24 protein-coding genes are annotated in these 24,217 nt (G+C 67.3%); 9 read left to right on the top strand and 15 right to left on the bottom strand.

The genetic code is table 11. The features are described from left to right. Positions 1-59: 59 nt before the first annotated feature. The 5 genes from ACFWUR_RS09045 to ACFWUR_RS09025 all read left to right on the top strand — a co-directional run bounded on the left by ACFWUR_RS09045 (position 60) and on the right by ACFWUR_RS09025 (position 5,376). The gene (locus ACFWUR_RS09045) at positions 60-950 is read left to right on the top strand and encodes a L,D-transpeptidase (protein WP_378904268.1); all 891 of its coding nucleotides are present in this window, start codon (positions 60-62) and stop codon (positions 948-950) included. Positions 951-1,108: 158 nt separating this feature from the next. Next, the gene (locus ACFWUR_RS09040) at positions 1,109-2,020 is read left to right on the top strand and encodes a carbohydrate ABC transporter permease (RefSeq protein ID WP_378904265.1); all 912 of its coding nucleotides are present in this window, start codon (positions 1,109-1,111) and stop codon (positions 2,018-2,020) included. Positions 2,021-2,040: 20 nt separating this feature from the next. Then, a complete protein-coding gene (locus tag ACFWUR_RS09035; protein WP_378904262.1) occupies positions 2,041-2,883 on the top strand; it encodes a carbohydrate ABC transporter permease in 843 nt (280 codons plus the stop codon). Positions 2,884-2,903: 20 nt separating this feature from the next. Continuing rightward, positions 2,904-4,232 carry an ABC transporter substrate-binding protein gene (locus ACFWUR_RS09030; protein WP_378904259.1) on the top strand — a complete coding sequence of 443 codons (1,329 nt, stop codon included), beginning with the start codon at positions 2,904-2,906 and terminating at the stop codon, positions 4,230-4,232. A gap of 67 nt (positions 4,233-4,299) precedes the next feature. Continuing rightward, positions 4,300-5,376: an ABC transporter ATP-binding protein gene (locus tag ACFWUR_RS09025; protein ID WP_378904256.1), complete on the top strand. Its 1,077-nt coding sequence runs from the start codon at positions 4,300-4,302 to the stop codon at positions 5,374-5,376. Positions 5,377-5,386: 10 nt separating this feature from the next. Here ACFWUR_RS09025 and ACFWUR_RS09020 read toward each other — a convergent pair whose 3' ends face one another. The 5 genes from ACFWUR_RS09020 to ACFWUR_RS09000 form a co-directional block, all read right to left on the bottom strand. After that, a complete protein-coding gene (locus ACFWUR_RS09020; protein ID WP_378904253.1) occupies positions 5,387-6,568 on the bottom strand; it encodes a Fic family protein in 1,182 nt (393 codons plus the stop codon). A gap of 106 nt (positions 6,569-6,674) precedes the next feature. Then, the gene (locus ACFWUR_RS09015) at positions 6,675-7,427 is read right to left on the bottom strand and encodes an MBL fold metallo-hydrolase (protein WP_378904250.1); all 753 of its coding nucleotides are present in this window, start codon (positions 7,425-7,427) and stop codon (positions 6,675-6,677) included. 69 nt (positions 7,428-7,496) lie between these two features. Further along, complete coding sequence (locus tag ACFWUR_RS09010; protein WP_378904247.1) at positions 7,497-9,512, bottom strand: M13 family metallopeptidase; 2,016 nt, start codon at positions 9,510-9,512, stop codon at positions 7,497-7,499. Between the two features lie 94 nt (positions 9,513-9,606). After that, entirely contained in the window at positions 9,607-9,972 is a 366-nt protein-coding gene (locus ACFWUR_RS09005; protein ID WP_378904244.1) for a DUF397 domain-containing protein, read from the bottom strand. Positions 9,973-9,982: 10 nt separating this feature from the next. Continuing rightward, a complete protein-coding gene (locus ACFWUR_RS09000; protein WP_378904241.1) occupies positions 9,983-10,837 on the bottom strand; it encodes a helix-turn-helix domain-containing protein in 855 nt (284 codons plus the stop codon). Positions 10,838-11,057: 220 nt separating this feature from the next. Between ACFWUR_RS09000 and ACFWUR_RS08995 the strand changes: the two genes are divergently transcribed. Continuing rightward, positions 11,058-11,588, top strand: a complete 531-nt coding sequence (locus tag ACFWUR_RS08995) for a hypothetical protein (RefSeq protein ID WP_378904238.1) — start codon at positions 11,058-11,060, stop codon at positions 11,586-11,588. 2 nt (positions 11,589-11,590) lie between these two features. On the opposite strand, the gene ACFWUR_RS08990 is transcribed toward ACFWUR_RS08995, so the two are convergent. Next, a complete protein-coding gene (locus ACFWUR_RS08990; protein WP_378904235.1) occupies positions 11,591-12,310 on the bottom strand; it encodes a pirin family protein in 720 nt (239 codons plus the stop codon). Positions 12,311-12,510: 200 nt separating this feature from the next. Here ACFWUR_RS08990 and ACFWUR_RS08985 point away from each other — a divergent pair, with 200 nt between their 5' ends. Beyond that, entirely contained in the window at positions 12,511-13,824 is a 1,314-nt protein-coding gene (locus tag ACFWUR_RS08985; protein WP_378904984.1) for an MFS transporter, read from the top strand. Here ACFWUR_RS08985 and ACFWUR_RS08980 read toward each other — a convergent pair. Further along, positions 13,793-14,029: a hypothetical protein gene (locus ACFWUR_RS08980; protein ID WP_378904232.1), complete on the bottom strand. Its 237-nt coding sequence runs from the start codon at positions 14,027-14,029 to the stop codon at positions 13,793-13,795. The two genes, ACFWUR_RS08985 and ACFWUR_RS08980, sit on opposite strands and share 32 nt — an antisense overlap. 92 nt (positions 14,030-14,121) lie before the next feature. On the opposite strand from ACFWUR_RS08980, the gene ACFWUR_RS08975 reads away from it, so the two are divergent. Beyond that, a complete protein-coding gene (locus ACFWUR_RS08975) occupies positions 14,122-15,645 on the top strand; it encodes a DUF4185 domain-containing protein (RefSeq protein WP_378904229.1) in 1,524 nt (507 codons plus the stop codon). Here the strand turns inward: ACFWUR_RS08975 and ACFWUR_RS08970 are convergent. The 7 genes from ACFWUR_RS08970 to ACFWUR_RS08940 form a co-directional block, all read right to left on the bottom strand. Next, a complete protein-coding gene (locus ACFWUR_RS08970) occupies positions 15,614-16,504 on the bottom strand; it encodes a biotin-dependent carboxyltransferase family protein (RefSeq protein ID WP_378904226.1) in 891 nt (296 codons plus the stop codon). The genes ACFWUR_RS08975 and ACFWUR_RS08970 overlap by 32 nt on opposite strands. Positions 16,505-16,572: 68 nt before the next feature. Continuing rightward, positions 16,573-17,247 (bottom strand): allophanate hydrolase subunit 1, encoded by a 675-nt coding sequence (locus tag ACFWUR_RS08965; RefSeq protein WP_378904223.1) that lies wholly within the window; start codon positions 17,245-17,247, stop codon positions 16,573-16,575. A 15-nt stretch (positions 17,248-17,262) separates the two neighbouring features. Further along, the gene (locus ACFWUR_RS08960) at positions 17,263-18,015 is read right to left on the bottom strand and encodes a LamB/YcsF family protein (RefSeq protein WP_378904220.1); all 753 of its coding nucleotides are present in this window, start codon (positions 18,013-18,015) and stop codon (positions 17,263-17,265) included. Between the two features lie 99 nt (positions 18,016-18,114). Next, the gene (locus tag ACFWUR_RS08955; RefSeq protein ID WP_378904217.1) at positions 18,115-19,383 is read right to left on the bottom strand and encodes a sulfate/molybdate ABC transporter ATP-binding protein; all 1,269 of its coding nucleotides are present in this window, start codon (positions 19,381-19,383) and stop codon (positions 18,115-18,117) included. Further along, complete coding sequence (locus ACFWUR_RS08950; RefSeq protein WP_378904981.1) at positions 19,380-20,201, bottom strand: ABC transporter permease; 822 nt, start codon at positions 20,199-20,201, stop codon at positions 19,380-19,382. Before ACFWUR_RS08950 ends, ACFWUR_RS08955 begins: the two co-directional genes overlap by 4 nt. A 129-nt stretch (positions 20,202-20,330) precedes the next feature. Next, positions 20,331-21,071: a molybdate ABC transporter substrate-binding protein gene (gene modA / locus ACFWUR_RS08945; protein WP_378904214.1), complete on the bottom strand. Its 741-nt coding sequence runs from the start codon at positions 21,069-21,071 to the stop codon at positions 20,331-20,333. Continuing rightward, positions 21,068-21,466: a molybdopterin-binding protein gene (locus ACFWUR_RS08940; RefSeq protein WP_378904211.1), complete on the bottom strand. Its 399-nt coding sequence runs from the start codon at positions 21,464-21,466 to the stop codon at positions 21,068-21,070. Before ACFWUR_RS08940 ends, modA begins: the two co-directional genes overlap by 4 nt. A 155-nt stretch (positions 21,467-21,621) precedes the next feature. On the opposite strand from ACFWUR_RS08940, the gene ACFWUR_RS08935 reads away from it, so the two are divergent. Then, positions 21,622-22,437 carry a hypothetical protein gene (locus tag ACFWUR_RS08935; protein ID WP_378904208.1) on the top strand — a complete coding sequence of 272 codons (816 nt, stop codon included), beginning with the start codon at positions 21,622-21,624 and terminating at the stop codon, positions 22,435-22,437. Here the strand turns inward: ACFWUR_RS08935 and ACFWUR_RS08930 are convergent, their stop codons facing one another. After that, positions 22,438-23,901, bottom strand: a complete 1,464-nt coding sequence (locus ACFWUR_RS08930; protein WP_378904205.1) for a CCA tRNA nucleotidyltransferase — start codon at positions 23,899-23,901, stop codon at positions 22,438-22,440. Positions 23,902-24,217 lie beyond the last annotated feature (316 nt).

The raw sequence follows: 24,217 nt of genomic DNA, 5'->3' as shown, positions 1-24,217 counted from the left end.
AATGAGAACACGCGTCAATGAGTAGATCTCGCGCCGCCGCACGCGGAACGAGAGATGGAATGGACGAGAAACCTATGCACTACGAGGCAAATAAGCAGCAACCGCGCTGGCTTCGCCGGGGCCTGCTGCTGTCGGCAGCGATCGCGGCGACCGGGGCACTGATCGCCGTGCCCGCGCAGGCCCAGCCGACTCTGCCGGGCTTCGGCACCGGTTCGAGCGAGCCGGCGGTGAACGAGCCGCCGCAGCAGGCGCCCTTCGCGCCGCCGAACATCAACATCGCCGACGGCGAGACCGTCGGCGTCGCCCAGCCGATCATCATCACCTTCAAGGAGCCGGTCGAAGACCGCGCCGCCGCCGAGCGGGCCATCAAGGTCACCTCGAGCACGAACGCGCCGGGCTACTTCTACTGGACCTCCAGCAAGCAGGTTCGCTGGAAGCCCACCGAGTTCTGGCCCGCCAACACCGACGTGACGGTGGTCGCCGGTGGCACCTCCAGCTCGTTCCACATCGGTGACGCGTTCGTCGCCACCGTCGACGACGCCACCAAGATGATCGTCGTGACGGTCAACGGCGAGGTCGTGCGGGAGATGCCGACCTCGCTCGGCAAGCCCGGCCACGAGACGCCCAACGGCACCTACATCGTGGGTGAGCGGCTCGAGAAGATGACGATGGACTCCTCGACCTACGGCGTGCCGGTCACCGACCCCGAGGGCTACAAGCTCGAGGTCGAGTACGCGACCCGCCTGTCCAACAGCGGCATCTTCGTGCACGCCGCACCGTGGTCGGTGGCACAGCAGGGCTACTCCAACGCCAGCCACGGCTGCCTCAATGTGAGCACCGAGGACGCGAAGTGGTTCCTGGAGAACACCCGTCGCGGTGACGCCGTGGTCATCACCGGCACCCAGGGCGGAACCCTCAGTGCCGGCGACGGTCTCGGCGACTGGAACTGATGCACTGAACAAGCCCCGCTGAACAAAACCCGAACAATACGATCTTTCGAGGTCGGGTTGTTCGGGTTTTTGCTGTAATCGGCACTGTGCGCCCGAAGTTCAGAGAATCGGCGGACAGGGTTAACCAACGGTTCGCCATGCGCCGTAAAGCTGCCGCGGTGCGACAGAGTCCAGAGCGGGTGCTGCCCGGCAGAAGCCGTCCGTGGCAGGACTACGGCCTGTTCGTGGTACTCGTGGTGCCGAACCTGGCGCTGCTCACCCTGTTCGTTTACCGACCGCTTGCCGACAACATCCGGCTGTCGTTCACCGACTGGAACATCGCAGACCCCGTGGCGAATTGGGTCGGGTTCGACAATTACCTCGAATGGTGGCAGCGCGACGACTCATGGAAGGTCGTCGGCAATACGCTGATCTTCACCGTGGCGGCGGTCGTGGTGAGTATGGCGCTCGGGCTCGCGCTCGCCATGCTGCTCGATCGAAAACTGTTCGGGCGCAATGTTGTCCGCTCGGCCATATTCGCGCCGTTCGTCATTTCGGGCGCGGCGATCGGGGTCGCTTTCCAATTCATCTTCGATCCGAGTTTCGGTCTGGTACAAGACGTTCTACACCGGCTCGGCGTCGACAATGTGCCCGATTTCTATCAGGACCCGGAGTGGGCCCTGTTCATGGTGACGCTCACCTACATCTGGAAGAACCTCGGCTATGCCTTCGTGATCTATCTGGCCGCCCTGCAAGGGGTGCGCGCCGAATTGCTCGAAGCCGCCGAAATGGACGGTGCGAGCAGTTGGACGAGATTCACCAAAGTCCTTCTGCCACAACTGCGTCCGACTACGTTCTTCCTGTCGATCACCGTGTTGCTCAACTCGCTACAGGTCTTCGACATCATCAATGTGATGACCCGCGGCGGACCGCTCGGCAACGGCACGACCACGATGGTGTTCCAGGTGTACGAGGAGTCGTTCCGCAATTTCCGGGCCGGTTACGGCGCCACCGTGGCCACGATCATGTTCGTGGTGCTGCTGGTGGTCACGTTGATCCAGGTGCGTGTGATGGACCGAGGCGAACGATGAAACATATAGGTCCACAGACGATGTCGTACAAGCGCCGGGAACGGGCCGTCACCCTCCTCGGCTACGCGGCGATGGTCTGCGTGTTGATCATCGTGGGTGTGCCGCTGTTCTGGATCCTGATCACCTCGCTCAAGGACCGCTCCGACATCTACACCCAGCCCGCGGTCTACTGGCCCAACAGCTGGCACCCGGAGAACTACAGCCACGCCACCACCACGGTGCCGTTCTGGACGTTCCTGCGTAACTCGATCATCGTCACCGGGGTGGTGTCGGCGGTGAAGTTCGCACTCGGCGTGTTCAGCGCCTACGGCCTGGTGTTCTTGCGCTTCCCCGGCAAGAACATCGTGTTCCTGGTGATCATCGCGGCGCTGATGGTGCCCAACCAGATCACGGTGATCTCCAACTACGCGTTCATCGCACAGCTCGGCTGGCGCAATACCTTCCAGGGCATCATCATTCCGCTGTGCGGGGTCGCCTTCGGCACCTTCCTGATGCGCAACCACTTCCTGTCGCTGCCCGGTGAGGTCATCGAGGCCGCGCGGATGGACGGCGCGAACTGGTGGCGGCTGCTCACCAAGGTGGTGCTGCCGATGTCGGGGCCGACGATGGTGGCGTTCGCGGTGGTGACGCTGGTCAACGAGTGGAACGAGTACCTCTGGCCGTTCCTGATGGCCGACTCCGCCGATGTCGCGACCCTGCCGGTGGGCCTGACCCTGCTGCAGAACACCGAGAACCCCAGCGTCACCAACTGGGGGCCGGTGATGGCGGGCACCGTGCTCACGATGTTGCCGATCCTCATCGTCTTCCTCGCCCTGCAACGTCACATGATCAAAGGCCTCACCTCCGGTGCGGTCAAGGGTTGATTCTCGAACAGGAGTTCCACGTGTCCACTTCACGATTCCCGGCGCTGAACCGCCGCGGCTTCCTCGGCCTGACCGGTGGCGCCGCAGCGGCTCTGGCGCTCACCGCCTGCGCGGGCACCGGTGGCGGATCCGGTGATTCCGGCGACGCCGACACCATCACCTTCTGGTCCAACCACCCCGGCACCTCCAAGGAGCTGGAGCTTGAGCTGATCAACCGCTTCCAGGCCGAGCACCCGGACCTGAAGGTGAACCTGGTCGACGCGGGCAAGAACTACGAGGAGGTGGCGCAGAAGTTCAACGCCGCGCTCACCGGTGGCGAACTGCCCGATGTTGTCGTGCTGTCGGATGTCTGGTGGTTCAACTACGCGCTGAGCAAGGCCATCGAGCCGCTCGACGGGCACTTCGGTGCCGCGGGTGTGCAGCTGGGCGACTACGTCGACTCCCTCGCCGCCGACTACCTGTTCGACGGCAAGCACTACGCCCTGCCCTACGCCCGCTCGACGCCGCTGTTCTACTACAACAAGGATGTCTGGGCGAAGGCCGGCCTGCCCGACCGCGGCCCGAACTCCTGGCAGGAATTCGACGAGTGGGGCCCCAAGGTGCAGTCCGTGGTCGGCGGCGACAAGTTCGCCCACGCCTGGGGTGATGCCAAGAACTACCTGGGCTGGACCTTCCAGGGCCCGAACTGGACCTTCGGCGGGGCCTACTCCGATCAGTGGAAGCTGAGGTTCACCGATCCGGGTTCCATCGCCGCAGCCACCTACCTGCGCGACTCGATCAACGTCAAGAAGTACGCCGCGATCCGCCCGCAGATCGCGGTCGACTTCGGCACCGGCGTGGCCGCCTCCACCATCGCCTCCACCGGCGACCTCAAGGGCATCTTGAAGAACTCCACCGGCAACTTCGAGCTGGGCACCGCCTTCCTGCCGCACCCGAACGGTCCCGGCGTCACCACCGGCGGTGCGGGGCTCGCCGTGCCTTCGCGCATCTCGCAGGCCCGGAAGGTGAACGCGCTCAAGTTCATCGAGTTCATCACCAACGGCGCCAACACCGCCTACTTCTCGCAGAACACCGGCTACATGCCGGTGCGCAAGTCGGCCGTCACCGATCCGTCCGAGATCGACTTCCTGGCGAAGAACCCGAACTCGAAGGTCGCCATCGACCAGCTGTCGGTGACGAAGTCGCAGGACTACGCGCGGGTGTTCGTGCCCGGCGCCGACCAGATCATCGGTACCGGCTACGAGCAGATCGGCCTCCAGAACGCCGATCCGGCAACGGTTCTGGCGAAGGTCGCCGCCGATGTGCAGGCGATCATCGACCGGCAGATCACCCCCAAGCTGCCCAAGTAGTGCCCGCGCGGGCCGGTGGTTCGTCGTGACCACCGGCCCGTTTCGCTTCCCTCCCAGGAGATTCGCCATGGCGACAGTGCAGTTCGACGGTGTGACCCACCGCTATCCCGGCGCCGACGCCCCCGCCGTCGACGCACTCGACATCGACATCGCCGATGGTGAATTCCTCGTGTTGGTCGGCCCTTCCGGCTGCGGCAAGTCCACCAGCCTCCGAATGCTCGCCGGGCTGGAATCTGTCGAATCGGGAACTATTCGGATCGGCGACCGCGATGTCACCGACCTTCCCCCGCGTGCCCGCGACGTGGCGATGGTGTTCCAGAGCTACGCGCTCTACCCGAATATGACCGTCGCCGAGAACATGGGCTTCGCGCTGCGCAACGCGGGAATGTCGAAGTCCGACACCCTGGTTCGGGTGAAGGAAGCCGCGGCGATGCTCGAGCTGGAGCCCTTGCTCGATCGCAAGCCTGCCAAGCTTTCCGGTGGGCAGCGTCAGCGTGTCGCCATGGGTCGGGCCATCGTGCGCCGCCCGCAGGTGTTCTGCATGGACGAGCCGCTGTCCAACCTGGACGCGAAACTGCGGGTGAGCACCCGGTCCCAGATCGCGGCCTTGCAGCAGCGTCTCGGCACGACCACGGTCTACGTCACCCACGACCAGGTCGAGGCGATGACGATGGGGCACCGCGTTGCCGTGCTCCGTGACGGCGCGCTGCAGCAGATCGCCTCTCCGCGAGAGCTTTACGACAACCCACTGAACACTTTCGTCGCCGGCTTCATCGGTTCGCCCGGCATGAACCTGCTCGAAGCACCCGTAGTCGACGGGGAAGCAGTCCTCGACGGGCTACGAATCCCGCTGCCCCGCAGTGTTTCCGGTGCCCGTGTGGTCCTCGGCATCCGACCCGAATCCTGGGAGGTCACCGCCGACCCCGCGGGCATCACCGTCGTCGCCGAACTGCTCGAGGAACTGGGCGCGGAATCCTTCGTCTACACCCACGGCGCGGGCACCGACTGGTCCACCCGCTCCGGCAAGATCGTCGTCCGCGTGGACCGCCGCTTTCACACCACCCTCGGCGAAACCCTGCACCTGCGGCCGAAGCCCGACGAGGTGTTCTTCTTCGACGCCGAAACGGAACTTCGCCTGAGGTGAGAACCGGGCGTCAGGACAGGCCCGCCGCGGTACGTCGACCGATCGCGGCGTTGAGGGCGTCGAGTTCGGCGAGGATGTCGGTGGCGGCCCAGATCCGATTGCGTTTGGAGTCGGAGACGACTTCGAGAACGCCCATGTCGACGAGTCGTTCGAGGGCCCGGTAGGTGGCCGAGTCGGTAGTCGCGGTGATGGCGTTCGCGACGGCGATCGTGAGAATCGGCTGCTCGAGCAGGTTCGCCAGGAGCGCTTCGTCGGCGGAACCGCCGCGGGGGCGGGCGCGGTCTCGCCAGCGCTGGGGGAGTGCGGCGAGGGTGCGGGCGGAGTCGATCGCCGCCTCGCTGGCGTACACCGCGGCGAGCGCCAGATAGACGACGAACTCGTCGGCGGCGCCGGTGCGATAGGCGGCCAGTTGGGCGAAGTAGCGCGAGGTGTCGGCGAGCATCACCGACGCCAAGGGAACGGTGACCCGGTCGGTGAGCCCACGTCGGCGCAGAATGGCGCTCACCAGGGCGCGGCCGATCCGGCCGTTGCCACTGACGAACGGGTGGATCGACACGAACTGAGCGTGCGCGATCGCGGCCTGGACGAGGATCGGCAGATCCCCGCGCGCCGCGAAGGTGAGCAGGTCGGCCATCAACGCGGGCACCAGTTCTGGTGGCGGCGGCACATACAGCGCGTTGAGCGGCGTGTAATCGCTGCCGCCGATCCAGGTTTGGACGGTGCGCAAGCGCCCGGCCTTCTCCCACTCCGGAGCGATCAGCACGCGATGGGCACCGAGCAGGCTTTCCCGCGTGATCCGGCCGGTCGCCGCCGTGTCGACCAAGCCTGCGAGTGCGCGCACCGCGCCGACCTGTGACGCCGCCTCGGCGCCTGCCGTCGCGCCGCCGAAGGCTTTGCTGAATGCTCGCCAGCCCGCGTCGATGTGCTCTATTCGCGACGACGCGACCGCCTCGCTGCGCAGCAGGAATTCGCGCAGCGGTGCCGAATACTGGCCTTGGCCGGCCTCCAGATGTGTCACCGCGATCACCGCGGCTTCACTGGCCGATGTTGTTCGCCGCGTGGCGAAATCGAGCTCGGCGATGAACGGGGGGATCGACACCTCGACCTGCTCGGGCATGGGGCCGACCCGCGGACCTCGTCCGTCTCGCTCCGACCAGGGACGCTGCTCCGTGCGGTGGGCCGGCCAATTCATGCGCTCTTACTGTACTTTCGCTATAGAAAACGCTACGAACTTGTCGGCTACTCGCGTTTTTCGGAGGGAACGTCAGTAGCGAGCCGACTACTCGCCGCTGGTATCGCTAGGTGTGATCGGTGGTCGCGTGGCTCCGCGCTCGGGCTACCGCCTGCCCGATGCCCTCGGTGAAGGGGTCGCCGTGGCCGGGCAGGACCAGGTCGGCGGCGAGGTCCTCGAGAGCGGCCAGGGCTGTCAGGGTTCGCGGGGTCGAGTGGTTGAAGAAGTCGGGAAGTACCTGGGGGCCTTGGAATTTCGAGGTGGGATGGGCGGTAACCAGGGTGTCGCCGGTGGCTACCGCGCCCGCTGCCGCGAGATGGAAGGCGCAGTGACCGGAGGTGTGTCCCGGGGTGGGGATCGGCGTGGGGTGGCCGGGGAGATCCAGCGCGCCGTCGGTGGGGAAGGGCTGGATGTGGGGGACCGGGTTCTTGCGCAAGCCGCCCGCGCGGGTGATCCGCAGGGCCCAGCCGCAGGTGGAGATGTCGGTGAGACGTTTGATGACATCGAGCGGCGTGGCGGACTCGTGGACCTCGCCCTTGGCGTGGGCCACCTCGAGCCGGCTGGTGTAGGCGGGAATGCCGTATGTCGCCTGGAGGTAGTTGAGAGCGCCGACATGATCGAGATGCGCGTGGGTCAGCAGGACCGCGGTGATGTCGCGAGGCCGGTGGCCGAGGGCTTCGACGGCGGCTTCGATCCGGCCGGCGTCGCCGTGCCAACCCGCGTCGATCAGCGTCAGGTCGCGGCCTTCGCGGAGCAGGACCATGTTCACATCTGTGCCCGCGATGGTGAAGACATCGTCGGCTACTTGCTGATACCGCACTGATCGAACCCCTTCTCGAGCAACCGGTCTGACCCTACCGGCGGGATGCCGCCGGCAGGATCGAGCACGTCACCAGATCGTCACGCGCTGCGCGGGATCGAGGTACAGCGCGTCGTCGGGGGTCACGTCGAAGGCTTCGTAGAAGCTGTCGATATTGCGGATCACCGCGTTGCAGCGGAACTCCGGCGGAGAATGCGGGTCGACGGCGAGGCGGCGGATCGCCTCCTCGGTGCGGGCCTTGGTGCGCCAGACCTGCGCCCAGCCGTAGAAGACGCGCTGCAAACCGGTGAGGCCGTCGATGACCGGCGGCTCCTTGCCGTCGAGCGAGATCTTGTAGGCGGCGAGGGCGATCGAGAGGCCGCCCAGGTCGCCGATGTTCTCGCCGATGGTGAACTCGCCGTTGACGGTGTGCTCGTCGTCCAGGTCGGCGGGGGAGAGCACGTTGTACTGGTCGATCAGGGCCTTGGTGCGCTTGCCGAATTCGGCGCGGTCCTCGTCGGTCCACCAGTCCTGCATGTTGCCGTCGCCGTCGTACTTGGCGCCCTGGTCGTCGAAACCGTGGCCGATCTCGTGACCGATCACCGCGCCGATCCCACCGTAGTTCGCGGCGTCGTCGGCGTTCATGTCGAAGAACGGCGGCTGCAGAATCGCTGCCGGGAAGACGATCTCGTTCATGCCGGGGTTGTAGTAGGCGTTCACGGTCTGCGGGGTCATGAACCATTCACCGCGATCGACCTCGCCACCCAGTTTGCCCAGATCACGGTCGTGATCGGCGGCATGACCACGGCGGTAGTTGCCGACGAGGTCGGTCGCGTCGATCTCCACCGCGGAGTAGTCGCGCCAGGTGTCGGGGTAACCGATCTTGGGGGTGAACTTCTCCAGCTTGGTCAGTGCGGCGGCGCGGGTGTCGGGACCCATCCACTCGAGGTCGGCGATATTGCGGCGGTAGGCCTCCTGCAGGTTGGCCACCAGCTCGACCATGCGGGCCTTGGCCTGCGGCGGAAAATGCCGGGCCACATACAGTTTGCCGACCGCCTCGCCCAGCAGCTCCTGCACCAGCGACACTCCGCGCTTCCAGCGCTCGCGGTTCTGCTCGGCCCCGGTGAGGGTGCGGCCGTAGAAGCCGAAATACTCCTCGACGATCTCGTCGGTGAGGAACCCGGCGCGCGCGTGCAGCACCTGCCAGGCCGTCCACGCCTGCCAATCCGCCTGCGGCAGTTCGGCCCACGCGGTGGCGAAGGCACGCAGGTAGTCGGGCTGGCGCACAACGAGCTCGGCGAACAGGTCCTCGCCGTCACGGTCGAGACCGGCGGCGACACCGTCGACCCAGGCGGCCCAGTCGAATTCCGGGTTCTCGGCGACCAAGTCGGCGAAAGTAGTGAGGTTGTAGCTCTTTTCGGCGTCCCGTCGGCGCACTACATCCCAGTGCCCCGCGGCGAGGGTGCGTTCCAGCTCGAACACGCGACGGGCGGCGTCGGCCGGATCAGCGGGGAGCAGGCCCTCCAACGACGCGTCCGCGGCGGCGATGGTGAACATCTTGGTGATGTGGGCGAGGTAGGCGTCGCGGATCGGCGCGAACTCCTCGGAGCGGTAGTAGGACTCGTCGGGCAGCCCGATGCCCGACTGGGTCGCGTGCACGAGGTAGCGGGTGGAGTTCTTGTCATCGGTATCGACGTAGTAGGCGAGTGCGCCACGCACGCCCGTGCGCTGCAAGCGGCCGAGCAGAGCGGCGAACGCGCTCGGATCGGCGACCTCGGCGATCGAGCGCAACTCCTCGGCGATGGGGGAGAACCCGGCCGCGGCGACCACATCGGTGGCCATGAAGCTGGTGAACAGATCCCCGATCTTGCGGGCGTCGGCATCGTCGGCCGCACCGGAGGCGCTGTCGGTGATGATCGCCTGGACATCGAGCTCGGCCTGGTCGTACAACGTGCGAAACGCACCGTCGACGGCGCGGTCGGCCGGGATCTCGTATCCGGCCAGCCACCGCCCGTTGACGTGTGCGAACAGATCGTCCTGCACCCGCACATCTTGATCGCGGAAGGACAGATCAATACCGGAGGGAGCACTCAGATCGGAAGTCACGCCCCCAGTATGCCGTGTTGTTTGCGGCCGGCGCCGCTGGTTCTCGGCGCTCGACTCCGCGAACCGGCCGCTGCGCCGCCATCGTGGGCGGCGCCTACACGGAGGCGAATTCGTTGTCTCGGACGCCGGCTACGAAGGCTTCCCATTCGGGGGCGGTGAAGTGGAGCAGGACGTCTTCGTGGCGGAGGGTGGCCGAACCGTCGGGGGAGACGTGGGCGACCAGGTCGGGGTGGCGGCGCGAAGTCAGGACGCAGTGCAGGAAGGCGGTCCACAAGGCGGTGTCGACGGTAATGATGGGCTCGTCGAGGCCGGCGTTCATCGGGTTGCGGCGGAATTTGCTGTCTCGTATCTGGACAGCGTCTCCGTCGAAACGAACCTCGACACATTGGTTGCCGTTATTCGAGCGTGACGAGGTGAACCAGCCGTGTTCGGCCGGGCTGCGGCGAGCGGTGGTGGACATGCCCCAAATCTTACACGCTCGCATACTCCCTGATCAGGGCGAGAGATTCGGTGCGGGAAAGGGATTGCTCGCGAGCACGCACGTACGCGAAGCCGAGATCGCGGACCTGTTCGGCGTCGTCGACATGACCGCCGAACACCGCGCTCTCCGCCCACGCGAAGGTCGGTAGCTGATCGCTTGCGAAGTCGAGCAGATGGAAGCTGGATCCGCCGAGCACCGCGCCTTCGGGCGCACTGAAGGGGATGACGCGCACCTCGACGGTGTCGAGTTCACGTACCAGCGTGACCAGGTGCCGCAACTGCTCACGCAGCACCTCGCCGCCGCCGGTCTGCTGACGCAGGGTGGCCTCGCCGAGCACGGCGGTGAGTTCGAGTGGATCGGGTTCGCGCAGTCGCCGTTGCCGGCGCAGTCTTATCGAGACTAATTGGTCTACTTGCACCGGGCGGATCATCACATCGGCGCTGATCAGCGCCCGGGCGTAGGCCTCGGTCTGCAACAACCCCGGCACGATCATGCTGTCGTAGCTGCGGACGCTCTGCGCACCCGCCTCCATCCCGTACAGCCGCTGCAATTCGGGGCCGATCAGGGCCGACGAGGCCGTCGCCCACCAACCGCGCTGCTTGCTGGCCGCGAGCAGGGCGAGCAGTTCCCGCCGCTCGTCGGGCGCCACATCGAGCACGTCGAGAACCGGCTCGATGGTGGTCCGGGTGAGCACCCTCCTACCCTTCTCGACATGCGACCAATTGGCGGGCGTGAACCCGACGCGACGGGCGAAACCAGCCGAATCGAATCCGCGCTGCTCGCGGAGTTCGCGCAATCGCAGGACGAGTTCCCACCGCGCGACGGTCGGCGAAACGGGAGCCATGGGCCGCTATCGTACGCCGATCGACACACCAGCTACTGACTATTGTCAGCGCGGTTGTGCGGCTATAGGCTGTGCGGAACGGTCTTTTTCTCTCACGTCCTGCCGTTATGAAAAGTTTCTCGCGCTACCCGGTCGTGATGCTCCACCTCTCACCGAGATTCGCTCCCATCGAGCGAATTCACAGCTACATCGAGCCAGCGTCGACAGAGACGAGGTCGTGATGAGCACGTTGCGCACTGATGAGGACAAGGGCGGGTATACGGCGGCCGAGGAATACTCGGCCACCCAGGACGCGCTGGCGCGCTGTCGCCAGTACCGCAAGCATCATGGCCTCTACGGCGTCGTCGACGCGGCGCTGGGGCGGATCGTGCTCGAGATCGGCTCCGTCGGCGCGGTCGTGATGCCCTCGACCCTGGGCGAACGAGTCCGCGGCCAGCTCGTCACGCGGGGCCTGCGGTGCGGGCCGATCATCGCCCATCCGCGCTCCGGCCGCTGGACCTTCCTCACCGGGCCGGTCGACAACTCCTACCTCGACACCGTGCTGTTCGCCGAGTTGTTCCGGGTGTGCGCCTCCGTCGCCTTACCCGGCAGCGACGTCGTCCTGCCGTCGCCCGCCGACGAGCGCAGCGGCTATCGCACCTGGATGCAGCCGCCCGACGGTGATTTCCGGCCGGATTTCGCGCAGATCGTCGCCGCTACCCGCACCAATGCCAGGTCGGCGACCCTGTCACGGCAGCCGGGTTCGGCCTGAGCTCACTGCCCGCCCAGCCGGGCGTGCATTTCCCAGACCAGCACCTCGGCGTCGCCGTGCGGGCGGATCAGCTGGCCGCCGGAGCGGGTCAGCCGGATCGCGTCACCCTGGGACATGATGCCGAGACCCTCGACGTCGATCTCCCCGCGTGCGACGAAAACATGCAGGTAGGGGGCATCGGGAAGGGTCACACCGGGACTGTCGGCCGTCATCCGGGCCACATGCATGGCAGCGTGCGAGGAATTGATCGCGATCGCGGTGCGGTCGCGATAGCGCGGTAGCCCGGAGGCGACGGTGACCAAACCACCGCGCGCGAGTTCGTCATCGATCTCGAGCTGCTGGTAGCCGGGGTCGACACCGGGCTCGTCGGGGACCACCCACATCTGCACGAAATGCACGGGTTCGTTGTGCGTGTTGCCGTCGAGGCGCCATGAGTCGTTCTTCTCCGAGTGCATGATGCCGGTGCCGGCGCTCATCCGCTGGGCCAGACCCGGGTAGATCACCCCGTTGTGTCCCAGCGAGTCCTGATGCACGAGGCTGCCGCCGAGCACCCAGGTGACGATCTCCATGTCTCGGTGCGGGTGCGTGTCGAAGCCCTCGCCGGGCAGCACCACGTCCTCGTTGTTCACCAGCAACAGCCCGTGATGGGTGTTGTCGGGGTCGTAGTGCTCGCCGAACGAGAACGAATGCTTGGAGTCGAGCCACGGGATCCGCGTCTTCATCCGGTCGCCACCGCGGTGTAGTTCGATCCGCGGAGGTGTCGTCGATGGGGGCGTCACAGGTCAATTCTGGCACCCCTGGTGCGGATGTGGGGCTCACGGGTTGTGCGTGGTCACCTGGACAGTTGCCTTGGCATTAGGGTCATGGCGTGTCGACTCATCCCCCGGACGGCTCGAATACGGCGGATGAGCAGCCGATCTCGATGAGACATCTACTCGGCGACATCCGTGGCGTGTTCCGGCGGAATCCGCGGATGCCGCGCCTGGCGCTGCTACGGCTGGCCGCGCAGTTCGGCGACGGGATGTTCCAGGCGGCGCTGTCGGGTGCCATCCTGTTCAACCCCGAACGCGAGACCGATCCGTTGGCGATCGCCGCCGGGTTCGCGGTGCTGCTGCTGCCTTATTCGGTGCTCGGGCCCTACGCGGGCGCGCTACTGGATCGGTGGGATCGGCGCGGTGTGCTGTTGGTCGCGAGTGTGGCGCGGGCGGTGCTGATCGCCGCTGCCGCGACCTGCTTGTTCCTCGGTGTGGGGGAGGCGCCGCTGCTGGTGTTGGCGCTGGCGACAGTGGGGATCAGTAGGTTCGTGCTGGCCGGTGTGTCGGCGGCGCTGCCCCGGGTGCTCGAACAGCACTGGCTGGTGCCGATGAATTCGGTGCTGGCGACGGTGGCCTCGGTGTGTGCCGGGATCGGAGCGGCAACATCGGTGGCGGTGATCGCGCTGATCGGCGCGGGTGACGCGGCCTCGGCGGTGGCGGTGGTGCTCAGCGGGATCGGCTCGCTGGTCGGCGCGGTGCTGGCCTACGGATTCCGCCCCCATGTGCTCGGGCCCGATCGCGGTTCGGCCGGGACGGAGACCGCCGTGCACGCCATCGCGGCCGGTCTGCGCACCGGCGCGCGGGCGGTCTGGCATTCGGTCCACGTGACGACAGCGATGATCGGGATCGGCGCGCATCGCATCGTGTTCGGGACGAACACCCTGATCATGGTGCTCGTGCTGCGTCAGCCGAGCGACGGCGACCAGATGAGCGGCGGCCTGGTCGGCTTCGGGGTCGCGATCGGCTTCGCGGCGGCGGGCATGCTGTTGGCCGCGATTCTCACGCCGATCCTGATCCCGCGCCTGGGCAGGCCGCGCACCGTGCTGGCCGGGCTCACGACGGCGGTGATCGTGCAGCTCACGCTCGTGACGCCGATCGCGCTGGCGACCGGCCCGGCGACCGACAACGCGCACCGACTGCTGCTGGTCGGCGCGTTCGGGCTCGGCCTGGCCGGCCAGACGATCAAGCTGACCGGCGACACGAGCATGCAGATCGACATCGACGACGATCAGCGCGGGCAGGTATTCGCCCTGCAGGACACGGTTTTCAACGTCTGCTTCGTCTTGGCGATCGCGGTGACCGCGCTGGTGATCCCGGCCGACGGACATTCGATCGGGGTGGTGCTGGCCGGTGCCGGGGTCTACGTCCTCGGCATCGCGGCCATCGCGCTCAATTCCCGTCGAGCCAGGGTGGCCTGCTGAGGGTGCCCGCGGGTTCCTTGGCCAGCACCGTTCGGTGATCGACCGTGGCCAACGGGATATCGGGGAGGAAGGCATCGTTGTCGATGCCGGTGTCGTAGTCGATCCAGAGCGCGTCGACGGCGCTCGTGTCGGCCAAATCGTCGTGGCTCGACCAGTGGTGCACGCCCGCGTCGCCGGTTCCGAAGACGTACTCGATTTCGTTCACATCTGTTTGGACGCACGGCAACAGCGATCGGTTCCGGTAAGTTCACACAAGATCACAGGTGTACCTCGCCGACACCGATTCGAGGGAGCCAGATGCGCGCAAGACCGGTATCGCACGGAACTGCCGCCGTGGGAGTGGTGCTGTCGGCCATTCTCGCTGTTCCCGCGCAGGCGGGCCCGCTGCCCTGGGTGCCGCCCCCGGTGAACATCTGCGGGGAAACAGGATTCGACCCGGTCAACCGGCTGCCCGATCCGGCCGCACCGCCCCCGCCGATCCTGCCGCCGAGCATCGACATCCCGGTCTGGGTACCCCAGCTGACGCCGGTGCCGATTCCCGATCCGCCGCACGACCAGACCCGCGTCGTGCAGGTTCCGCTGCCCTCGGACCCGTGCCGGAATCCGTGTCCGGACGTCAGGGACACGCCGGAACCCGAACCCGAAAGTACCGACGAGACAACCTCGACCGGTTCGGCGGTCGCGTTGCCGCGAATCAGGATCAATCCCGAGATCGAGCCCATTCCGATCCCGGTGCCCGGCGGCGAGGGCGAACCTGCCCAGCAAGCGCCCACGCCGGTGATCCGGCCGGTCGAACGGGGACCGCTGGGAGCGCCGGTCGCGCCCGCGAGGGTGGAGTCCGTGCGGCTCGTCGACCAGGTCACCGGGCACGGCTCGGCCAACCGGACCGATATGCGCTGGCAGGTCGACGGCACCGACCTCGGACTGTTCTGGGAAACCGAACCGGGCAAGGTCGCCATGGTCTTCGGCGACACCTTCGGCGAGGGCTGGGCCTACGGCGGCGCGGGCGCCGACACCGCCGACTGGCGCTCGAATGTGCTCGCCTACAGCACCGACAAGGACCTGAGCGACGGAATCACCATCGACTCGATGGTGCAGGACAGCCCCTGCCACGCCGCGGAGCTCCTCGGCAGCCGCAAGATCAAGAACTGGGAGACCACCACCATCCCGACCTCGGGATTCGCGCTCGGAAACCGACAATTCATGAGCTATATGTCGGTGAACCACTGGTCGAAGATCCCCGGTATGTGGATGACGAACTACGGCGGACTCGCCTACTCCGACGACGGCGGCCAGACCTGGACCAAGGATCAGCATGCCCGCTGGGAGAACATGTTCGGGCTGGGGCAATTCCAGGTGGCCGCGATGGTGCCGCACGGGGATTACGTCTACATGTTCGGCACGCCCAACGGCCGGATCGGGCTGATCGGGCTGGCCAGGGTGCGCAAGGACGACGTGCTCAACAAGTCGGCCTACCAGTACTGGGTGGACGGCAATTGGGCGCCCACGTCGGCGAATTCGGCGACACCGCTGGTCTACGGCACAGCCAGTGAGCTGTCGGTGCGGTTCGACGAGGAGAGCGGGCAGTGGCAGATGGTCTACCTCGATTCGGCCGCGAGCCAGATCGTGTTGCGGACCGCGGGTAGCCCCCAGGGCGCGTGGACCTCGACGGTGCCGCTGGTGTCCACCGAGATGTATCCGAAGGCGTACGGCGGGTTCATCCATCCCTGGTCGACCGCGCGGGATCTGTATTTCACGATGTCGGCATGGGACAGCTACAACGTGTATCTCATGCACGCCCGGTTGAATCCGCCGCGCTGATCGCCGGCGCGGGCACGAACAGCAGCGTGGCACCCGGGCGCGCCTGCGCGATGCGGTCGACATCGGCGTCGAGCACGACGGCGATCACCGGGTACCCGCCCGTGATCGGGTGGTCGGCCAGGAACACGACCGGCTGACCGTTCGGTGGCACCTGCACCGAGCCCAACGCCACGCCCTCCGATGGCAATTCGCGCGCGATCGAACGCACCAGCGGCGGTCCGTCGGCGCGATCCAGGCGTACGCCGACCCGGTCAGTATCGGTGGATACGGTCCAGGACCCACGAAACAGCTGATCGGGGTCGGTGAACCAATCAGCGCGTGGGCCAGGACAAGCCCGGACCGTGAGCACTTCCGGGGGCAACGCGACCGGCGCGAAGTCGACGGTCGGCAGGGTGCGCGGCGGGGGACCGACGGGTAACTGCGTACCGACGTCCAGCGGGTCCGGTCCGATGCCGGACAGCGTGTCGCGGCTGCGCGAGCCCAGCACCTTGGCCACTTCGATCCCGCCGCGCACCGCCACATAACTGCGGAGACCGGTGCTCGCCAGACCGAGTCGCAGCACCTGCCCCTCGTCGAGTTCGAGCACACTGGCGTGGCCGACCGGAGTGCCGTCGACGGTGGCGGGGGCGGGGGCGCCGGTGACCGCGACGGTGAGGTGACCGTCGGCGCGCAGGGCGAGGCCGCCCAGCAGCACCTCGATGGCGGCGAAGTTCTCCGGATTGCCGACCAGCCGGTTCGCCAGCCGCAGTGACCCGCGATCGGCCGCGCCCGCCTGGCCGACGCCGGAATCGAACCAGCCCTGTCTGCCCAGGTCTTGCACCGTCGCGAGCGGTCCCACCCGCTCGATATAGATCAACATGCGATCTGTCCCCGATTCGCTGTCGAGGCGGCGCGTCGTTGAGCAGCCCTTGATTTTCCGCCGAAGCGCTAGTCCTGCGCGGCGACGAACCTGATCACCGATCCCGCCCGCACCAGCGCGGGTGGATCGCGGTCCACCGCCCACATGCGGAGATCGGTGGTGCCGATCACTTGCCATCCGCCCGGTGTGCCGCGTGGATACACCGCCGAATATCCGCCCGCCAGCGCCACCGAACCCGCCGGGATCGCCGTACGGGCACCAGCGCGTCGCGGCACGGTGAGCCTGCCGTCCGGCGAGGTGAGATAGCCGAAACCGGGCGCGAAACCGACGAACGCGCACCGCCAGTCGGTGCCGGTGTGCGCCGCGATCACCGCCGGGATCGACAGGCCGAGCAGCTCGGCCACCTCGGGCAGATCCGCGCCGTCGTAGCGAACGGGAATCTCCACGACAGGCTCGCCATCGGGCGCTGTTCCACGGGAAACATCCGGCGAATCCACCTGCGGTGGCTCCTGATCCAACCGGTCGAGCAGCGCGACGAGTTCGCGGCGGACCTGCACGCCGTAGCTCACCGAATGCATGGTGACCAGCACCGTCTCCGCCGCCGGCAGCACATCCTCGACGCCGGCGATCGCGTGCACGCGCAGCGCAGAGGCCAAGCGCTGCACCGGACGCGGGTCGTCGAGGGTGATGAGCACGGCGCGATCACCCGCGGGTCGGATCCGCGCGTTCCAATCGATGTCCATCTTGCCTCCCGCCCCTCAGCTGAACGACTCCACCGGTACCCCGGCTTCATCGAGCGCCCCCCGAATCCGGCGGGCCATCTCGACGGCCGCCGGAGAGTCGCCGTGGACACACACGCTGGCCACGGACACGGCGACCGTACCGGGACCGTCTACGGTACGCGCGGTCCCCGACAGCGCAAGGGATGTCGCCTGCGCCACAGCGTCGTCGGGTGACAGCACCGCCCCGGCAACTCCGCGCGGGGCCAGCGAACCTGTTGCAGTGTAGGCCCGGTCGGCGAATCCCTCCGCGACGAAACCCACGCGCGGCGCGGCCGCCCGTGCCAGTTCCGTGCCCGCCGGGCCGAGCAACGCCAACCCCGGTTCGGCCTCCGCCACGGCGGCGACCAGGGCCTCGGCGAGCAGGCGATCGCGGGCCGCCGCGTGATAGAGCGCGCCATGGGGTTTCACGTACCGCACCCGATCGCCCGCGGCCCGCGCGAAGGCCGCGAGTGCGCCGATCTGATAGAGTACCTCGTCGCGCAGATCGGCCGGGGCGATGGCGATATCGCGGCGGCCGAAACCGACCAGATCGCGATAGCCGACGTGCGCGCCGATCCGCACACCCTTTGCCACCGCGAGTTCGCAGGTGCGGCGCATGATCGTCGGGTCACCCGCGTGGAAGCCACACGCGATGTTGGCGCTGGTCACGATGTCGAGCATGGCGGCGTCGTCGCCCATCCGCCACGGGCCGAAGCCTTCGCCCAGATCACTGTTCAGGTCCAGCGGCATGCGATGCCCTCCGGTCTTTCGCGGGTCACTCGCCGGGAAGGTACCCCGGTATTTCGAGCATGAACGCACAGATTCATACCGTTGTCACCGGGGCGCGGTTCAGCAGGCGTACACACCGACCTCGGTGGCCTTCACCGCGAAGTACACCTGCGCACCGAGGCTGAGCTGGAGTTGGGCGACCGCGGCCGGGGTCAGATCCGCGCACAAGCCGGGCGCGCGCGGCGCGTCACCGCGGACCCGGACGATGCCGCCGCGGTCGGTGATCTCCACGATGTCGACCCTGAAGACGTTGCGCGGGCTGCCGCCGGGACGGGTGCGAAACACCGAGACCGCCGCCGGCGAGAAGACCGCGGCGGCGGGAGCGCCGGGGACGAAATCGCCGACGACGCGGCCATCGACACCGAGGTCTTCCACGAGCACAGTCCCGAAGGTCGGCGCCGGATCACCGAGGTGGTCATGATGGATCCGCGGCACCGAAGGTTCGACGAGGCCCGACCGGCTCGCTGAGCGCGCCTGGTCCGGGGTCGAGTGGCGATCCTGCCGCGCCTCGACCACCGGTTCGAGCGCCGACTCGACACCGGTACCGCGCAGGAGATTGAGCCCGGCGATCCGAGCGGCAAACGGGTTGCGGGGGTGCGACATCACTGTGGCCACGGGCCCGGATTCGACCACGCGACCCGCTTCCAGGACGACAAGCCGGTCGGCGAGGGTGATGGCGTCGATGATGTCGTGGGTGACCAGGACCGCGCAGCGGGGGTGGTCACGGCCGGGTTCGTCGCGCAGGACGCGCCGCAACAGGGTGCGCATGGCCGGGGCCACGTCGACATCGAGGGCCGACATGGGTTCGTCGAGGAGCAGCAGATCCGGGTCGACGGCGAGGGCTCGGGCCAGCGCCACGCGCTGGGCTTGGCCGCCGGAGAGGGCGCCGGGGTGGCGGTCGGCGAGGTCGGTGGCGTCGACCGCTGTCAGCCAGTCGGTGGCGGTCTTTCGCGCGGCGGCGTGCTTCGCACCTCGGCTGCGTGGGCCGAAGGCAACGTTGTCGCGCACGCTGAGATGGGGGAACAGGAGTGGATCCTGGGCGAGCAGGCAGACCCCGCGTCGATGTGGGGGTAGCGCGATGCCTTTCGCCGCGTCGGTGAGCGTGCGGTCACCGAGTCGTACCTGTCCTTCGTCGGGAACGATCAGCCCGGCGATCACCTGCAGGAGACTGGATTTGCCCGCCCCGTTCGGACCGAGCACGGCCAGCACCTCGCCGGGGGCTACCTCGATCCGTACGTCGAGATCGCGCGCGGCGATCCGCGCGCAGACCGACAGACCGGTCGAGCGGCGCGGTGACGCGACCGTGGCGGCCGACGAATCCCCGGTCACTTCGCACCGCCGATCAGCGGCGCGTCAGCGGTTGCCCGCGCACCGCCGCTACGGAGTTGCGTGCCGGGAATCGGACTGGTTCGGCGATAGGCGAGCAGGACGATCAGAACAGCGACGACGATCAGCACGACCGAGAGCGCCACGGCGGCGTCGGGATCGGCTTCGCGCTGGAGATAGATCTCCAGGGGCAGGGTGCGGGTACGGCCCTGGAGGCTGCCCGCGAAGGTGAGAGTGGCGCCGAATTCGCCGAGGGCGCGGGCGAAGGCGAGTACCGCGCCGGAGATCAGGGCGGGGCGAAGCAGCGGCAGGGTGATCCGCCACCAGACCGTGCTCGGCCCCGCACCGAGCGTCGCGGCGATCTGCTCGTAGCGACTGCCCGCTGTCCGCAACGCCCCTTCCAGCGTGAGCACCAGAAAAGGCAGCGCCACAAAGGTTTGCGCCAGGATCACAGCGAAGGTACTGAACGCGATCTGAATTCCCACGGCTTCCAGGTGTTCGCCCAACAGCCCGCGCCGACCGAACGTGTAGAGCAGCGCGATGCCCCCGACCACCGGCGGTAACACCAACGGCAGCAACACAAGTGCCCGCAACACCGGCAACCCGCGCCATCGGGCGCGCGCCAGCACCGCCGCCATCGGCACCCCGAACACCAGGCACAACACTGTACTCGAGGCCGCGGTCCGCAAGCTCAACCACAGTGCGTCCCTCGAGGCTTCGGTGCTCACCAGCTCGACAAACCGACCCCACTCGACCCCCCAGGCCAACGCCACCAACGGAAGTACCACCAGCGCGAACCCGATGACGGCGGGCACCGACATCCACCGAGGCAGCCCGGTGCTCACGCGGCACCGAGTCCTGGCGCACACAGGGTCCTCACGACGCCGACCAACCAGCACCCGCTGATCCGGTCCCGGTGATACCGGGTTCGTCTACCGCGCCGCCCCCGATCACGGCGCACCGAACCCCGCGGCGGCGAGAGCCGCTCGACCGGTGGGCCCGGTGACCAAGTCGGCGAACCTTCGCGCATGCGCCGCCTGCGTCGAATCCGCCACCACCGCAATCGGATATGTGTTCACAGCCGCCGACGCCTCGGGGACGGCGACCGTGCTCACCTTCGCACCCGCGGCGGCGGCATCGGTCACGTAGACGAAGCCCGCGTCGGCTTGGCCGGAAGTCACCTTGGTGAGCACATCGGCGACCGAGGACTCCTCGCTCACCGGGCGCAGGGTGGCGCCCGCGGCATCGGCGACCATTTTCGTCGCCCGACCGCACGGAACCTGCGGCGCGCAGACAACCAGCGTGGCGTCGGCAAGGTCGTTGATCCCGTTGATGCCCTTGGGATTTCCCGGTGCGGTGACCAACGTGAGGACATTGGTGGCGAAAGTCGCCGGCGCCTCGGTGATTCGGCCGCCCCGCACGACCTTGTCCATCGTCGGCTGGTCGGCGGCGGCGAAAACATCGGCGGGAGCGCCCGCTTGCAGCTGCGCGGCCAGATCGGAGGATCCCGCGAACGAGAACTGCACGTCCACACCGGGATCGGCGGCTTCGAAGTCCTTCTCCAAGCCGGTGAAAACGCTCTTCAACGAGGCCGCCGCGAACACCGTCAGCGTGGAACTGCCCGAATCATCACTGCCGCAACCACTCACGCCGAGCACCAGTGCGGCGGCGAGCGCGAACCGGCCGATCACTCGGCGGCCTTCTCGATCACGACCGTCGTCGCCTTGACGCTCGCCAGCGCGACACTGCCCGGTTCGAGGCCCAGCTCGCGCACCGATTCACTGCTCATCAGCGAGACCACAGTGAAAGGGCCGCACTGCATCTGCACCTGCGCCATCACCGTGTCCGACACCACGCGGGTGACCAGACCCGGGAACCGATTGCGCGCGGAGCTGGCACTACCCACCTGCGTGTGCGGCGTGCGCGCCTGACCGACGGCGTGTTCGGCCAGCTCCTTGCCGTCCAGCACCAAGCGGCCCGCGGCGTCTTTGGTCGCTGTCAGGGCGCCCGCGTCGATCCAGCGACGCACCGTGTCGTCGCTGACGCCGAGCAGATCGGCCGCTTCCTTGATTCGCAGTTTCGCCACACCGTCAGGATAGGTCCGCAGATACGGATAAAACAAGGAAATGGCTCCGCACTTTCGGAAGCAACGCGCCGTGATGATCGGCGCGCGGTGATCTCGCCTCATCAGGTCACATCTCATGGTCAGCGGCGATCCGGCCAAGTACGCTCGAAGCCATCATGGCCACGTATTTCGATCCGAAGTCCTGGTCACTGGCGGGCGCTGTCGACATGGGCAAACGCCTGCTCGACCCGTCGTGGATCGACCAGTGGCTCGGCTTCACCACGTCCTGGGCCGACCCCGTCGCCGACCTGGGTTCCGGAACCGTCACCGCGCTCATGCCCGATGTGCTGATGACCGTGCTCAGCGAGGGCATCCTCAGCCGTTTCGGCGGCCAGCAGATCAGCGCCACGCTGCTCGAGCACGACCTCACCGCCACCCTCGACTCGTTCAAGGTGCGCAGACGCGGCGCTCACTTCCAGAGCAAAACGGTGCTCTCGAACCTGGTCTGGGACTCACATCCCTTCGACACGGTCACCGTGATCGCGCACGGAGTCCGCCTGATTCCCGGTGTGCCGACCAAAGTCCGGGTCCAGCAACTCGACATCGAGGGCACCATCGGGATCGGTGCGATGGTGGACTGGGTGGACGCCCAGAATCTGGACTGGCGGGTGCGCCTCGACGATCACGGACACATTGTCGCGACGCATCGCACGCGCAAGATGCGGGCGGTCGTCGACGGGCAGGTCTACGACAACCTGCTCACCCTCGACATCCGCAAAGCCAGCTGGTACGGCATCCGCCTGCCCAAACGCGTCGTACCCGCACCCGCGCTGCTGCTCGACGACCTGCCCAACCGGGCGAGCATCTCCTACGCGCACCGCCGCGGCGACGTGGTGAAGTTCCGGCTCGAACTGCCCGAGACCACCGGTTCGTTCGACCTCTCCCAGATCCGCGACGCCATCATCGCCGGGACAACGCTGATCGTGTTCTGATCAGTTCTGCTGGGTCCACCATTCCCGCAGGGCCGCTTCGGCCTCTTCGCGCGTCATCGGACCACGGTCCAGGCGCAGGTCTTTGAGGAACTTCCAGGCCTTGCCCACCTGCGGACCCGGCGGCAGACCGAGCAGTTCCATGATCGCGTTGCCATCCAGATCTGGCCGAACCCGCGCCAGGTCCTCCTGCGCCCGCAGCGCCGCGATCCGCTCTTCCAGTTCGTCGTAGGTCGAGCTCAGGGCCGCCGCGCGGCGCTTGTTGCGAGTCGTGCAGTCGGCGCGCACCAGTTTGTGCAGGCGATCGAGCAGATCGTCGGCGTCGGTGACATACCGGCGCACCGCCGAATCCGTCCACTGCCCCTTGCCGTACCCGTGGAAACGCAGGTGCAGGAACACCAGTCGCGCGACCTCTTCGGTGAACGCCTTCGGATACTTCAGCGCCCGCATCCGCTTGCGCACCATCTTCGCGCCGACCACCTCGTGATGGTGGAAGCTCACCCCACCCGCGGGCTCGTTGCGCTTGGTGTCGGGCTTGCCGATGTCGTGTAGCAGCGCCGCCCAGCGCAACACCAGGTCGGGGTCGCCCTCCTCCTGGTCGATCGCCTGCTGCAGCACCGTCAGGGAATGCTGATACACATCCTTGTGCTGGTGGTGCTCGTCGATCTCGAGCTTCATCGCGGGCACCTCGGGCAGCACGCGCTGGGCCAGGCCGGTGTCGCACATGAGATTGATGCCGTCGATCGGGTGGTCGGCACCGATCAGCTTGTCGAGCTCGGCGCGCACCCGCTCGGCGGTGATCCGGTCGATCTGATCGGCCATCTCGACGATCGCCTCGCGCACCCGCGGCGCCGGTTCGAACCCCAGCTGGGCGACGAACCGCGCGGCCCGCAACATCCGCAGCGGATCGTCGTCGAACGAATCCTGCGGTGCCGCAGGGGTATCCAACACGCCCGCGAGCAGCGCGTCGATACCGTTGAGCGGGTCGACGAACTCCAGCGACCCGTCGGCGGCGATCTTCACCGCCATCGCGTTCACCGTGAAATCGCGACGCACCAGGTCACCGTCGAGCGTGTCACCGAAGGTGACCTCGGGGTTGCGCGAGACCCGGTCGTAGGTATCGGCGCGGAAAGTCGTGATCTCGAGCTGCTGATTCGCCTTGGCCGCGCTGACCGTGCCGAAGGCCAGGCCGCCGGTATCCCACAGATGATCGGCCCACCCACGCAGCAGCTCCTGCACGACCTCCGGCCTCGCGTCGGTGGTGAAATCCAGGTCGTTGCCGAGCCGGCCGAGCACCGCGTCGCGCACGCTGCCACCGACGAGATACAGGCTGTGCCCCCGCTCGGCGAACATCGCCCCCAACGGCGCCAGAACATCGTTGAGCTGCCCCAAAGTCACCGCCGCCCCCGCCAGCAGGCGAGCACGACGATCCGCCACAGCATCAGGGACAACATCGGGAGAAACCACACCGGCACTTTACCGACCCCGTCGAATCGATTCCTTACAGTCCGCCGCCACCCGCACGACGACCCCACCGGACACCCGAAGTCCACAGCCCTCCCACACCACCCAGCGCCACCGTTCACCCCATGCCCGCCACGCCCCCACTCCCAGCCAGCAAGCCCACCCCAGGGCTCGCCACAACACCACTCCCAGCCAGCAAGCCCACCCCAGGGCTCGCCACAACACCACTCCCAGCCAGCAAGCCCACCCCAGGGCTCGCCACAACACCACTCCCAGCCAGCAAATCCACCCCAGGGCTCGCCACAACACCACTCCCAGC

It is taken from the genome of Nocardia sp. NPDC058633 (genome assembly GCF_042717045.1).
In the GTDB taxonomy this organism is placed as follows: domain Bacteria; phylum Actinomycetota; class Actinomycetes; order Mycobacteriales; family Mycobacteriaceae; genus Nocardia.
Note: the sequence above shows the minus strand (reverse complement) of the source record. Positions and strands in the feature narration are given on the sequence as shown.